This is a genomic window from Paraburkholderia sp. SG-MS1, from assembly GCF_012275575.1.
In the GTDB taxonomy this organism is placed as follows: Bacteria; Pseudomonadota; Gammaproteobacteria; order Burkholderiales; family Burkholderiaceae; genus Paraburkholderia.
Genome location: NZ_NPIH01000276.1, coordinates 119,521 through 132,740 on the forward strand (window position 1 = coordinate 119,521; position 13,220 = coordinate 132,740).

The window sequence follows — 13,220 nt, forward strand, 5'->3', positions numbered from 1 at the left end:
GTGCCGGTTTTGTTAGCCGTTTTCTTTTCGGGCACGCACTCGTGCAATGCTGCTCACTTCAGCCACGCGTCCCGAATCGCAGCCAGCCACAACGCCACCGCATGCGCGCCGGGGTCCACGTGACCGAGCGCGCGGTCGCCGACATAACTCGAACGTCCGCGCCGTGGATGCATCGACGCCGTTTGCGCGGTACCGTCGGCGGCCGCATCGGCTGCGGCCTGTAGCGCTGCACCGATCTCGATCGACCCTGCGAGCGCGGACTGCAACGCGTCGGCGGCCGGCTTCAGTGCATCGACCATCGTGCGATCACCTGGCCTGGCCCCGCCCAACTCCATCAATCCCTCGACGCCGTTGCGGAATGCCGCCGCCCATTGCATCGCCGTCGCGCCGTCCGACTGTTCGAGCGCAGCAGCCGCACGCAACAGCATCACCGCGTACAGCGGCCCCGACGTGCCGCCGACCACGCGGCGCAGCGTTGCGGCCATGCTGCGCAACACGGCGCCTGGCGTCGCCTCGGCGGGATAGGTGTCGAGCTCCTGCAGCACGGCGCGCGCGCCGCGCGACAGACTGATGCCGAGATCGCCGTCGCCGACGCGTTGATCCATCTCGGTCAGCGTCGGCTCAGCTTTCAACAGGCACGCGCACACCGCTTCGATCACACGACGCAGCGTCGCATCACTCGCGAGCGTTGCGCCGCTCGCGCGCTTCGGTGTCTGCGGCGCGGGCCGCACCGACACCTGTGCGACGCGGCCGTTCAATGCGGGCCATGCACTCGTGTGCGCCACGGCGTCGAGCCAGCCGAGCCGCTCGTCGTCCACGCGCAGCAGCGTCAATGAAACGCCCGCCATTTCCAGCGCGCTCAGGAACGTGCCGGCCCACGCGCGTTCCACCTTGATGCCGCACTGCGCCAGATTGCGCAGCGCGGACCCCGCCACGACGTTCAATTCGCTCGAGGGCGTGCCGCCGAGGTTGTTCACCAGCAGCGCCACGCGCTCGCCGGTCTGCAGCGCGAGATCGTTGGTGATTTTCGCCAGCAGTCTCGCGACGATCGCCTCGGCCGGCTCCATCGCACCGCGTTCCACTCCGGGTTCGCCGTGAATGCCGAGACCCCATTCGATTTCGCCATCGGCCAGTTCGAACCCCGGCTTGCCCGCTGCGGGCACCGTGCACGGCGTGAGCGCGACGCCCATCGTGCCGAGCGAGCCGGCCACCTCGCGCGCGATCCGCGCGACCTCGGCCAACGGACGGCCCGCTGCCGCTGCCGCGCCTGCGATCTTGTGAACCAGCACGGTCCCCGCGAGCCCGCGACGACCCGCATGGTCGCCGCTCGCCGTCAGCGCGACGTCGTCGGCGACGATCACCATCTCGGTCGGGATGCCTTCCGCGCGCGCAATCTCCGCGGCGAGGCCGAAGTTGAAGCGGTCGCCCGTGTAGTTTTTCACGATCAGCAGCACACCGGCTGGGCCGGCCACCGCGCGTATCGCGTCGAGCACGGCATCCGTGGACGGCGACGTGAACACTTCGCCCGCCACCGCGGCGCTCAGCATGCCGTGGCCCACATAGCCGCCGTGCGCGGGCTCGTGGCCGGAGCCGCCGCCCGAGATCAGCGCGACCTCGCTGCGCGCGGCGACGGCCTCGGCATCGGCGCGCACGACGATCGTGCTGCCTTGCAATAGCGAGAGATTGGGATTGAGCGCCGCGAGTCCGTCGAGCATGTCGGGGACAACGGCGCAGACGTCATTGATGAGCTTCTTCATTGCGTCGGCTTCCTTTCAATCTGCCGGCACCGCGTGATGCACTGACGGCAGTTTATTCAGTTGCGAAAACGGGAAGGGGAAGCCTCAACTGTACCGCGCATTGGCAAAGACGACGCAATGCGGAGGCCGTGAACGCGCAATAGCACTCGTGACGGAGTCAGGCGGCAAAACGAATGGGAGCAATGCAGAAGAAAGAAACTGACAGCACCGTAGACGAAAGCGGAACCGCTTTCGTCTACGTCACTGATGCGTTGGTAGGCTCGATTGGATTCGAACCAACGACCCCCACCATGTCAAGGTGGTGCTCTAACCAACTGAGCTACGAGCCTTTAGAGAGCGCGAATTATAGTGAGTCCGCGCGAACAGCACAAGCCCCTATCGTTATTTCGACCACGCGGAGGTACCGTTCAATTCGCAGGCGCCCATTCGGTGGCCGTATCCAGCGGATAAACCGGCTGCTTCACGTGCTCGAAGGCAAACAGCCCGTAGTCGGAACTCGTGACGCCGCGGCTATCGCACTCCACCAGCGCCGCGGCGATCGGCACGAAAACAGGCCGGCAGTACATGCGCGATTTGAGCAGCAGAAAACGCGCGCGCCGCGGATCGATACCGACGCTCTCGAACACGCCCAGGTCCCATGGTTCGTGCGTGCGCTCGGTCATCACGAGTTTCACGGTGCCGGTGTCGAGTACCGCGGCACGTCCCATGAAAGCACGCTGCCCGGTGTATGTCGGACCACTGATCACGTATTCGCCGTCGGTCAGAGCACGTACCACGCCGGTCACGGCAAGCGGCGGGCGCGGCGTCAACGCGTCGCTCGCAACCTTATTGCCGATCGTCACGGTCACCGTACTGCCGACACCCGCCGACATCAACGCAGCGACCGCTTGCGGATCGCACAACGGCCCGCTGACGATGCCTTCGAGCTTCTGCTTCAACGCTTCTTCGAGCAGATCCATCGTGTCGCACGTGCCGCCCGACATGCAGTTGTCGCCGTGATCGAGCAACAGCACGGGTTTGTCGGCGCCCTGCGCGAGCGAGGCCGCTTGCGCGACCGACTCCGCCAGTGGCGCGCTGCGATAGACGAAATCTTCGCGCTCGTCCCAGATCTGCCGCGCGATGCGCTCCGCCACCGCTTCGGCCTCATCAAGCGCGCCGTCCCCTACCACGACGACGCTGATGCAGGGCGCGGCGATATCGGCCAGCGAAAAGCCGGACAACACCGACACCGCCAGCATGCCGTCGGCCTCAGCCGCACGCGCGGCATCCACCGCGCGTTTCATCGCGCCTTCGGCGCTCGCGCTGCGCAGCGTGTGCGTGAGCAGCGGCGGCTGACGCCATGCAATCACCGGCTTCGTCTTGCCATGCACGAGATCGAACATCAGGCGCGCCGCGTGCGCGCCTGTCTCGTACATATCGACGTGCGGATAGGTCTTGAAGCTGACGATCACATCCGCGTTGTCGATCATTTTCTGCGTGACGTTGCCGTGCAGATCGAGTGCGACCGCGATCGGCGCATTGGGCAGCAAGGCGCGCACGCGTTCGAGCAGATCGCCTTCGCCGTCGTTCGAATTCTCGGCGACCATGGCGCCGTGCAGATCGAGCATCACCGCGTCGCAGCCGGCCGCCGCCGCGACGATCGCGTCGCAGATCGCATCGTAAGCGGCGGCCTCGACCGGTCCGCTCGGATTCGCCGAAGCGGATATCGGCGTGACGATCTCCGCACGCTCGCGCCCGGCGGCGTCGATGAACGCGGCCATTGCGGTCTGCATGCCCTTGTTGTCGTTGAACGCGTCCTGACCATAGCTCGGGCCGTTGCGGCCGAATGCGGCGAGCGGCGTCGCCACCGGCGAGAACGTATTGGTCTCGTGATTCATCCGCGCGATGAGGATCTTCATGCGTTTGCGCTCCCGAGCTTCCATGCGGCATCCAGCATCGCCTGCAACAGCACGTTGCAGCCGGCTTCGAGATGATCGGCGCGCGCGTCTTCGATTTCGTTGTGACTGATGCCGTCCTTGCATGGCACGAAAATCATCGCGGCGGGCGCAACGCGCGCCAGATAGACGGCATCGTGACCCGCGCCGCTGATCACATCCATCGACGAAAAGCCGAGCGCGTCGGCGCCCTGCTTCACCGCGGCAACCAGGTTCGCCGCGAACGGCTGCGGCGGGAAATACACGACCTGTTCGACGTCGATAGCGATGCCCGCTCGTTCGCCCGCCGTCGAGCATGCGGCGCGCAAGGCGGTGTCCATCGCGGTGAGCGTCGCGTCGTCGGCCGCACGCAGATCGACCGTGAGCGTCACGCGGCCCGGAATGACGTTGCGTGAGTTCGGATGCACGTCAAGCCAGCCCACCGTGCCACGGCCGTGGGGCGCGTGATCGAGCGCGATGCGGTTGACCGCGTGAATCAGATCGGCCGCGGCGAGCAGCGCGTCGCGGCGCAGCTCCATCGGTGTCGGCCCCGCGTGCGCTTCCATGCCCTGCACCGTCACGTCGTACCAGCGTTGACCGAGCGCGCCCTGCACGACACCGATGGTTTTATCGTGCGCTTCGAGCACCGGCCCCTGTTCGATATGCGCTTCGAAATACGCGCCGACGGTATGTGGTTTCCCGTCCTCACCGGCATAGCCGATCGCCGCCAGCGCGTCGCGCACCGACACGCCCTCGCGATCGCGTTGCTCAAGCGCATGTTCCAGCGTGAACGCGCCGGCAAATACGCCCGAGCCCATCATCACCGGCACGAAGCGCGAGCCCTCCTCGTTGGTCCACACCGCGACTTCCAGCGGCGCAAGCGTTTGCACGTTGGCCTCGGCCAGCGTGCGCAGCACTTCGAGACCCGCAAGTACGCCGTAATTGCCGTCGAATTTGCCGCCCGTCGGTTGCGTGTCGATGTGGCTGCCGGTCATCACCGGCGGCAGGTCCTCGCGCAAACCCGCGCGGCGCGCGAAGATATTGCCGATCGCATCGATCCGCACAGTGCAGCCGATCTCTTTCGCCCACGCGATAAAAAGCTCGCGCCCCTGGCGATCCAGCTCCGTCAACGCGAGCCGGCACACGCCGCCTTTCTCGGTGGCGCCGATTTGCGCGAGTTGCATGAGACTGTCCCACAGACGCGCACCATCGACTCGCAAATCGGCAGGCGTCGCAACGGTTGTTGATTCATGAGCTTGCATCGATGCTTCCTCGTATTGAAGACAGCGCCAGCGTCAAACGACGCCCACGCCGAGATAACGGTCCTTGATCGACTCGTCCGCGGAGAATGACGCGTTGCCGCCCGAATAGACGATCACGCCCTGTTCGATGATGTAGTGGCGATCCGCGAGCTGCGTGCAGACTTCGAGGTTCTGCTCGACCAGAAGAATGGCCACGCCCGCTTCGCGGATCAGCTTGAGCTGCGCGACGATTTCTTCGACGATCACCGGCGCCAGTCCCTCCACCGGCTCGTCGAGCATCAGCAGACGCGGGTGATTCATCAGCGCGCGGCCAATCGCGAGCATCTGCTGTTCACCGCCGGACAGTTGTGCGCCTCCGTTCGTGCGGCGTTCCTTCAGGCGCGGAAAGATGCGATAGATGTCGTCCAGCTGCCACGGCGAATCCTTGCGTGCGCCGAGCCGCAAGTTCTCTTCGACCGTGAGCAGACGGAAGATGCCGCGATGCTCGGGCACGAAGCACACGCCGCGCGAGGCGATCTTGTGCGGTGGCATGCCGTCGATCCGGGCGCCGTTGAACGTCACCTCGCCGCGTCGTGGCGCGACGACGCCGGCAATCGCCTTGAGCGTGGTGGATTTGCCCGCGCCGTTGCGACCCAGCAGCGTGACCGTTTCACCATCGCCGATCTGCAAGGACACGCCTTGCAGAATGTGGCTCTTGCCATAGAAGCCGTGAATCTGCTGCACGTCGAGAATCATGCGCGGCCTCCGGTGATCATATTGCCAAGATACGCGCTGCGCACGCGCTCGTCGCCGCGAATGTCGTCCGGCCGCCCTTCAACCAGCACGCGGCCTTGCTGCATCACGGTAATCGTGTCGGAGATGTCCATCACGATGCCCATGTTGTGTTCGATCAGCACGACCGTGTAATCGTCGCGCAGGCCGCGAATCAGTTGCTTCATGTCGTCGAGATCGTCGATGCCCATGCCCGAGGTCGGTTCGTCCAGAAAGATCGCCTTGGGCCGCGCCGCGAGCGCCATGCCGACTTCGAGCCGCCTCTGCTGACCATGCGACAACGCGGCCGCCGGGACTTCGCTCAGACGCTGCAATGCGAGCCTTTCGAGCACACTGTCGACGGTGTCCGCATGCGCGAGCGCACCGTGCGGCGGCGTCCACGCATTCAGCGCGCGCACCGCATCGACGCCTTGCGCGGCGAGGCGCAGGTTCTCGCGTACGCTCAGATTGGCAAACAGGCTCGTCACCTGGAATGATCGCGCGACGCCGCGGCGCACGCGCTTATGATCGGGTTCACGCGTGACGTCGTGGCCGTCAAAGACGATCTTGCCTTCGGTGATGGGAAGCGTGCCGGTCAGTACGTGAAAGAGCGTGGTCTTGCCCGCGCCGTTTGGACCGATCACAGAATGCACGGTGCGCGGCATGACGCTCAGATTCACATCTAAGAGCGCGGTGAATTTGCCATAGCGCTTTACTATGCCGTTCGCTCGCAGAATGGCTTCGCTCATGCGGCCTCCTTGTTCGCGCCGTCGCCAGTGTCGTGCGCATCATTGTCCGCGCCGGAGGATGGCTTGCCGCGCAGTGCGTGCCAGATGCGCTCGCCCAGCCCCCAGAGTCCACGCTGCATGAACAGGCTGACCGCGATCAGTACGATGCCGAGCAGCAACAGCCAGCGCGGCCACAGCGTCGAAAGCCAGTCGGCGAACAGCACGTAGAACGCCGCGCCCAGGACGGATGCAAACAGATTGCCGGTGCCGCCGATCACCGTCATCACGAGGATCATCTCGCTCGTGTGATAGTCGATGTTCGAGAGCGGCGCGATGCCGGTCATCAGCGCATGAAGCGCCCCCGCGAGTCCGGTAACCGCACCTGAAATCACGAACGCCATCAGCTTGAAGCGCTTGACGTCGTAGCCTACTGCCGCCGCGCGCGCCTCGTTGTCGCGAATCGCGAGCAACGTGCGGCCGAATACCGAATGCGATACGCGCATCAACAGCCAGAACACCACGAGAAAGAGCACTGCAACGAAGCCGTAGTATTGCCACGGCGACGTCAACGGGACGAGCGCTTTGCCAAGCAGGCTCAGCGCAGGGCGCGGAATGTCGAGCAGGCCATTGTCGCCGCCGGTCAGATCGGGCGTGGTATAGGCCAGGAAATAGAAGAGCTGGCCGAACGCGAGCGTCAACATCACGAAGTACGTGCCGCGCTGGCGAATCGAAAACCAGCCGACCATGGCGGCTGCCGCGGCGCCGATCACAGCCGACGCGAGCAGCGCAACGGACACCGGCAACGCGGCTTTGGTGAGCACCAGTCCCGCGCAATAGCTGCCGAGTCCGAAGAAGATACCTTGCCCGAACGAAAGCAAGCCTGTGTGACCGAGCAGCAGATTGCAGCCCAGTGCGGCGAGCGCAAACACCAGCACTTCCGTGGCGAGCGAGCCGGAGCGCAGTGTGAGTGGCAAGACGCACACGACCAGCAGCGCAAGCAGAAGGAAACGGTAGCGATGCAGCGTGTGCTTCGAGCCCCGTGGCGTCGATGAAGAGTGAATGCTTTGCACGGCGGGCTTCGATGAATCGATCATGCCGCCCTCCCCAGCAAACCGTTCGGGCGCAGCAGTAGAACCGCGGCCATCGCGACGTAGATCATCAGCCGCGCACCTTCGGGCCATAAGGTGCTCATCACGCTTTGCACGATCCCCACCAGCAAACCGCCGACGAGCGCACCGAGAAAATTACCCATGCCGCCCACCACGACCACGACGAATGCAACGCTGAGCGCTTCGATGCCCATGAACGGATCGACGCCACGAATCGGGGCGGCCAGCACGCCCGCCAGTGCCGCGGTTGCCGCGCCGAGCGCGAACACGAGACTAAAAACGCGCAATACGTTGATGCCGAGCAGCGACACCATCTCGGTCGATTCGCTGCCGGCACGCACCGCGCTGCCGAGTCGCGTACCTTCCAGCACCCACCATAAGAGCGCGGCCAGCACGGCAGTAAAGCCAATCACGAACAGCCGGTACTTCGGATAAACGAAGCTGCCCCAGATCACCACACCGTTCAGTATGTCGGGCACCGCAACGTTATCGCCGAGCGGCCCCCAGATCAGGATCGCGCATTCCTGCACGACGAGCGCGAGGCCGACGGTTACGAGAATGTGAAACTCGTGCTGCTGCGCATAGACGTGCCGCAGAATCAGTTTCTCGATGACCCACGCAAGCACGCCGACCACAATCGGCACGACGACCAGCGCCGTCCAGAAACTCATCGACCACTGCATCGCCTGATAGCAGAAGTACGCGCCGAGCAGATAGAACGCGCCGTGCGCGAAATTCACGAAACGCAGCAGCCCGAATACGATCGACAAACCGACTGCGAGCAGGAAATACAGCATCCCCACTCCGATGCCGTTGACGATCTGCAGAAGATAAACGTTCATGGCGTCCGTCTGATGGATGTGGCGAAGAGGTGTCGCGATGCCGGCTCGCGATTGCGATGAACGTGCCGCGCTTGCGTGCGGCACGAGGGCATCACGACATCTTGCAGCCGGTCTTGTCGAGCGGAAGGAAGGACTGCCCGGAGCTAACGATGTCCGCGTAGTCGTCGGCGCTCTTCATCTTGCTCTTCGCCTTGCCCTTGAGCAAATAGTAGTTCTTCAGCACCTGATGGTCGCCCGCGCGAACTTCTTCCGGACCGGTCAAACCGTCGTATTTCATGCCTTCGAGTGCGGCAACCACTTTCTTTGGATCGACCGTCCCCGCCTTGATGATGCCGTCGAGCAGGATCTTCGTGCAGATATAGGACCCGGCGAGGCTATAGTTGGGGTTCGCCTTGAATGCCGTATTGGCGCGTTTGACGAGATCGCGATTGAGCGGCGAATCGATGCCATGCCAATACTGCGCGCCAAAATAGACGCCATCGCACAGGTCCGCACCGAGCGATTCGAATTGCTCGAGACCGGACGCCCATGCCATCAGGATCGTGCAGTTGTTTTTCATGCCAAAGCTCACGGCCTGGCGAAGCGTATCGGACGATTGCGAGCCGAAGTTCAGAATCAGCAGGACGTCAGGCTTCGCGGCAACGGCATTCGTCAGATAACCGCTGAATTCCTTCTCATTGAGCGAGTGGTAGCTGTTGCCCACGTGCTCGATGCCCTTCTCCTTGAAGATCGCTTTGGCTGCGGCCAACAAGCCGTCGCCGAAGACGTATTGCGGCGTGATGGTGTACCAGCGTTTTGCTTTCGGTAACGTCTGGATCAGCGGCCGCACGGTCTGCTCGATCGCGCCGTAAGTCGGCACCGACCAGCGGAACGTGGCGGCATTGCAGTCCTTGCCGGTGATTTCGTCTGCGCCCGCGGTCGTGATGAAAATGCCGCTGGCCTTCTGTACTTCCTTGCCCATCGCCAATGCTTCGGAGGACAAAATACCGCCCGCAAAGAAGCGGGCGTTCTTTTGCTGCGCGATTTCCTGCACGCGACGCACCGCGGTAGCGGGCTTGCCCTCTGTGTCGAGCACCGTATAGGCGAGCGGTTGACCAAGAACCTTGCCGTATTGCTCGATGGCCAGCTTCATGCCGAGGTCGGCATATTTTCCGTTCGCGGCGAACGGCCCCGACATCGGCACCGGACATGCGAACTGCACGGTGCCAGCCTGCGCGAACGCGCTACGCGCGACCAGCGAGCCGAACGTCCCCGGAACGGCCGACAACGCGGCCAGCTTCAACATATTTCGGCGATTCAAAATGACGCTCCTTGAAAGAGACACGCACTGACCGGCTACGAAACTGCACACGCGATGCGACCGACTGCCTGGGCTTGCTGGCCGCTTGAAGTTTTCCACCTCCTGGGCTTTGTTCTATTTATCATGATAAATAGAATGGACTTGATCGTAGGTACAATAAATTCGAGTGTCAATAAGGCAATATTCCTGGCCGTATCCCACTGTCGCTCTTGAGCGGGACGTGGCCGGCGGATCGATCGGGAATCGTGCGGGACAAACTGGGAGAATCGAATATGGCTACGGACCGAACCAAGGCTGGCGCCGCGATAGAGATCAAACAGCAGAAGCGCGGCGATCTGGTCGCGGAAGAAATCAAGCGGCTCATCACTGAGAAAGACCTGAAGCCGGGTGATCGCCTGCCGCGCGAGGTGGAGTTGCAGCAACTCTTTTCGGTAAGCAAGAGTACGATTCGCGAAGCGTTGAAGTCACTCGAGGTGCAAGGTCTGATCAAGGTGACGACTGGCCCGAGTGGCGGCGGCATGGTGGTGGAAGTGCCGCTCGATCGCACGCTGCAGCTGTTGCAGAACTATCTGTTCTTTAAGGACGTGTCGATCGATGACATCTACACCGTGCGCAAATTGCTGGAGCCGGAACTCGCGGCGGGCGCCGTCCCGCATCTGACCGAGCAGGATTTCGACGCACTCGAAGCGAGCATTGCGTGCTGCGATCGCCCCGCGTCGTCGCGTGGCGGTCAGGACATCGTGCGGCAACGTCAGGAAGACGTGAACTTTCATGACATTCTGGCAGCCGCTAACCCGAACCCGTTTCTGCGTTTCAGTTGCGAGCTGATCAATGAAATGATCCGGCAGCTCATCGAATTTCGTAACGACACGCCGCAGGCCGAGCATGAACGGTTCGGTCAGGCGAACGTCAAGATTCACAAAGCGATTACGAAAGCGGCACGTGAGCGCAACGTCGAGAAGGTGCGTGAGTTGATGGTGATCCACATGACCGAGGCGCCACGTTACGTGAAGCGGATGAAAGGAAAACTGCGGGGACGTCTGATTCTGGATTCGGAGATTCGTCGACGGGTGCGGGGGCGCGGTGTGGCACCGCCGGATGGAAATGGGGAGGAGTGAAACGTTTAGCTTTCCGCAGACGTGGACTGGGCACTGTTAGCGACTTTTCGCTCATTCTTCCATTGCCGTTCGTAGCAGAAAATCTCGTGGTGAAGCACGCGGCGCCAGGGAGATCTGCCGAAATGCATCACCTGAATCAATTGAAGATACATGGAGGATCCGGCGGGGCGAGCGCAATTCGTGTGAAAGCGTCTGCCAACCGGCGTTTGCGGTCGGGAATCAGGGGGATCGACAACGAGGGCTCAACCTTTTCCGGACCGCGCCGTTATTGCATCTGCACAGGTACAACCACCGGATCTTCATGGCACAACCTATTCCCTTTTCCCGCAACGCTGGTGCGACGCGCGCGCGGCATGCCAAGGCCATGCTGTTACCGATCGCTCGGTCGATCGCCGACGACCTCGCATTGCGGGTACACTTGGCGCTCGACGCATTGCGCCGTGGCATCGGCAGCAAATCCGACGCGCAGACGCTCACACAGGTCATGCTGCTGACCGGCTTTTTGGCGCAGTCCAGCTTCGGCTCGATTAGCGACGAGGAACTCGGCGCGGCGGACCGCGCTGTGTCGGCGGTGTTCGATATAGGCCAGCAGACCGGCGAGTGGCGATTGGACGACGCGGGGTTCGCGCTTTTTGCGCTGCTAGCCACCAATTATGACCGACAACTGCACAGTGCGCCTCTTTGGGCCATCACAGAGGCGAGTGAACGGCTCGATCGCTTCGTCGCTGGTGTGCCTGATCAAACGCCAGTGCGTAAGCGAGCTTAGTCGGGTTGAGAGGCGGTGAACTGCGAGGCAAAAACTTGTCGGCAGATTTCTGGGAATTCACCGGTGTAGGGAACTGGGGTAGCTCGGTGATTAACTCATGAGCAGGTGGGGTGCGAGTCAGGTCAGGGGAAGGCGCCAGAGCGGCTGAAGTTCTCTGACTACGAATTCAGGAAGGCGCACAGGCCGCGAACGGGCTGGCGTTCAGTTCGCCGCGGGGATGAGATGGGTGAGCGCCAGGTGCGCTGATGCGGCATGCGTTGCGGGGCGCGACCGGGTGGCCTGCGACCGCACTCCATCTGCGGAGCCTGTCAGTTTTCTTTGTGCCGAGGTCATGAGACGATACCGAAAGGAACGCCCTTATGACCGAAACAACAAGCATGACAAAGAAGAGCAAGAAACCGAGCACGCCGAAGCTGTTTCCGGATGAACTGATTGATCAACTGCTGGCCCAGGTGCAGAACAAGGATGCCGAGTCGATTCTCGGTGAATCGGGCTTGGCCGGCCTGCTCAAGAAGCAACTCGCCGAGCGCATGCTGGCGGCCGAACTGACGCATCACCTGACGGCTGAGGCCGAGCAGGGCAACGCCGGCAACCACCGCAACGGCACGAGCCCGAAGACGGTCATCACGCCCAATGGCGAGTTGAATCTGGATATCCCGCGTGACAGGCAGGCGACGTTCGAGCCGCAACTGGTCGGCAAATACCAACGTCGATTGCCGGGATTCGACGACCATGTGATCAGCATGTACGCGCGCGGTATGAGCGTGCGCGAGATCCAGGGCCACTTGCTGGAGCTGTACGGACTGCAAGTGTCGCCCGACCTGATCTCCACCGTCACCGATGAAGTGCTGGCTGAAGTCGAGCAATGGCAGCAACGACCGCTTGAGGCGATGTATCCGATCGTGTATTTCGACGCTCTGCGGCTGAAGATTCGCGACGAAGGCACGGTCAAAAACAAGGCGGTGTACCTGGCGCTGGGTATCCGCGCCGATGGCCGCAAGGAAGTGCTGGGCCTATGGATCGAACAGACCGAAGGCGCCAAGTTCTGGCTAAAGGTCTTCAACGAGCTGAAGAACCGCGGTTTGCACGACATCCTGATTGCGGTGGTCGATGGCTTGCGCGGCTTTCCCGAAGCGATCGAGGCGGTTTATCCGGCCGCGCAGATCCAGACTTGCATCGTGCATTTGATCCGCAATTCGCTGAATCTGGCGAGCTGGAAAGACCGCAAGCCGTTGGCTGCCGCGCTCAAGCCGATCTATCAGGCCGCCACGGCCGAAGCGGCGGCAGCCGCGCTCGAAGCCTTCGCTCAAAGCGACTGGGGCCGCAAATTCCCCACCGTGGCGGCGATGTGGCAGCGTCAATGGGAGCAGGTGATCCCGTTCTTCGCCTATCCGCCCGAAGTGCGTCGGATTATATATACGACCAACGCCATCGAGAGCATGCACATGCAACTGTGCAAGATCGTCAAGAACCGCGGCCACTTCCCCAGCGACGAAGCCGCCAGCAAGCTGCTGTATCTGGCCTTGCGCAACATCGAAAAGGATTGGAAGATGCCGCCTATCACCTGGCGGCAAGCGGTCAATCAGTTCGCCATTCTGTTCGGCGAGCGCTTCACCAACGCCATCAGCTGAGACTTTTTACAGCGACCTCAGCACACGAAATTCCTGACACGTCC

Annotated in this window: 11 protein-coding genes and 1 tRNA gene; 3 read left to right on the forward strand and 9 right to left on the reverse strand. The window is 62.6% G+C overall.

Annotation, left to right across the window (positions count from 1 at the left end):
- Positions 1 to 53: 53 nt before the first annotated feature.
- The 9 genes from dhaK to CIC12_RS29215 all read right to left on the reverse strand — a co-directional run bounded on the left by dhaK (position 54) and on the right by CIC12_RS29215 (position 9,661).
- Positions 54 to 1,757, reverse strand: coding sequence for a dihydroxyacetone kinase subunit DhaK (gene dhaK, locus CIC12_RS29175; protein ID WP_168669431.1), 1,704 nt, complete (start codon positions 1,755 to 1,757; stop codon positions 54 to 56).
- Positions 1,758 to 2,009: 252 nt separating this feature from the next.
- Positions 2,010 to 2,086, reverse strand: a tRNA-Val gene (locus CIC12_RS29180).
- A 78-nt stretch (positions 2,087 to 2,164) separates the two neighbouring features.
- The gene (locus tag CIC12_RS29185; protein ID WP_168669433.1) at positions 2,165 to 3,655 is read right to left on the reverse strand and encodes a M81 family metallopeptidase; all 1,491 of its coding nucleotides are present in this window, start codon (positions 3,653 to 3,655) and stop codon (positions 2,165 to 2,167) included.
- Entirely contained in the window at positions 3,652 to 4,932 is a 1,281-nt protein-coding gene (locus CIC12_RS29190) for a Zn-dependent hydrolase (protein WP_168669435.1), read from the reverse strand. Before CIC12_RS29190 ends, CIC12_RS29185 begins: the two co-directional genes overlap by 4 nt.
- A gap of 33 nt (positions 4,933 to 4,965) precedes the next feature.
- Positions 4,966 to 5,667: an ABC transporter ATP-binding protein gene (locus tag CIC12_RS29195; RefSeq protein ID WP_168669437.1), complete on the reverse strand. Its 702-nt coding sequence runs from the start codon at positions 5,665 to 5,667 to the stop codon at positions 4,966 to 4,968.
- Positions 5,664 to 6,431, reverse strand: a complete 768-nt coding sequence (locus CIC12_RS29200) for an ABC transporter ATP-binding protein (protein ID WP_168669439.1) — start codon at positions 6,429 to 6,431, stop codon at positions 5,664 to 5,666. The genes CIC12_RS29195 and CIC12_RS29200 overlap by 4 nt, the downstream gene beginning before the upstream one ends.
- On the reverse strand, positions 6,428 to 7,504 hold the full coding sequence (locus tag CIC12_RS29205) for a branched-chain amino acid ABC transporter permease (RefSeq protein ID WP_168669441.1): 1,077 nt from the start codon (positions 7,502 to 7,504) through the stop codon (positions 6,428 to 6,430). The genes CIC12_RS29200 and CIC12_RS29205 overlap by 4 nt, the downstream gene beginning before the upstream one ends.
- Complete coding sequence (locus tag CIC12_RS29210) at positions 7,501 to 8,361, reverse strand: branched-chain amino acid ABC transporter permease (protein WP_168669443.1); 861 nt, start codon at positions 8,359 to 8,361, stop codon at positions 7,501 to 7,503. Before CIC12_RS29210 ends, CIC12_RS29205 begins: the two co-directional genes overlap by 4 nt.
- Before the next feature lie 91 nt (positions 8,362 to 8,452).
- Positions 8,453 to 9,661 (reverse strand): ABC transporter substrate-binding protein, encoded by a 1,209-nt coding sequence (locus CIC12_RS29215; RefSeq protein ID WP_168669445.1) that lies wholly within the window; start codon positions 9,659 to 9,661, stop codon positions 8,453 to 8,455.
- Between the two features lie 272 nt (positions 9,662 to 9,933).
- Here CIC12_RS29215 and CIC12_RS29220 point away from each other — a divergent pair, with 272 nt between their 5' ends.
- From CIC12_RS29220 to CIC12_RS29230, 3 genes are all read left to right on the forward strand, one after another.
- Positions 9,934 to 10,779, forward strand: a complete 846-nt coding sequence (locus tag CIC12_RS29220) for a FadR/GntR family transcriptional regulator (protein ID WP_168669447.1) — start codon at positions 9,934 to 9,936, stop codon at positions 10,777 to 10,779.
- 301 nt (positions 10,780 to 11,080) lie between these two features.
- A complete protein-coding gene (locus CIC12_RS29225; protein ID WP_168669449.1) occupies positions 11,081 to 11,545 on the forward strand; it encodes a hypothetical protein in 465 nt (154 codons plus the stop codon).
- Positions 11,546 to 11,922: 377 nt separating this feature from the next.
- Positions 11,923 to 13,176 (forward strand): IS256 family transposase, encoded by a 1,254-nt coding sequence (locus CIC12_RS29230; RefSeq protein ID WP_168665893.1) that lies wholly within the window; start codon positions 11,923 to 11,925, stop codon positions 13,174 to 13,176.
- Positions 13,177 to 13,220: the final 44 nt, after the last annotated feature.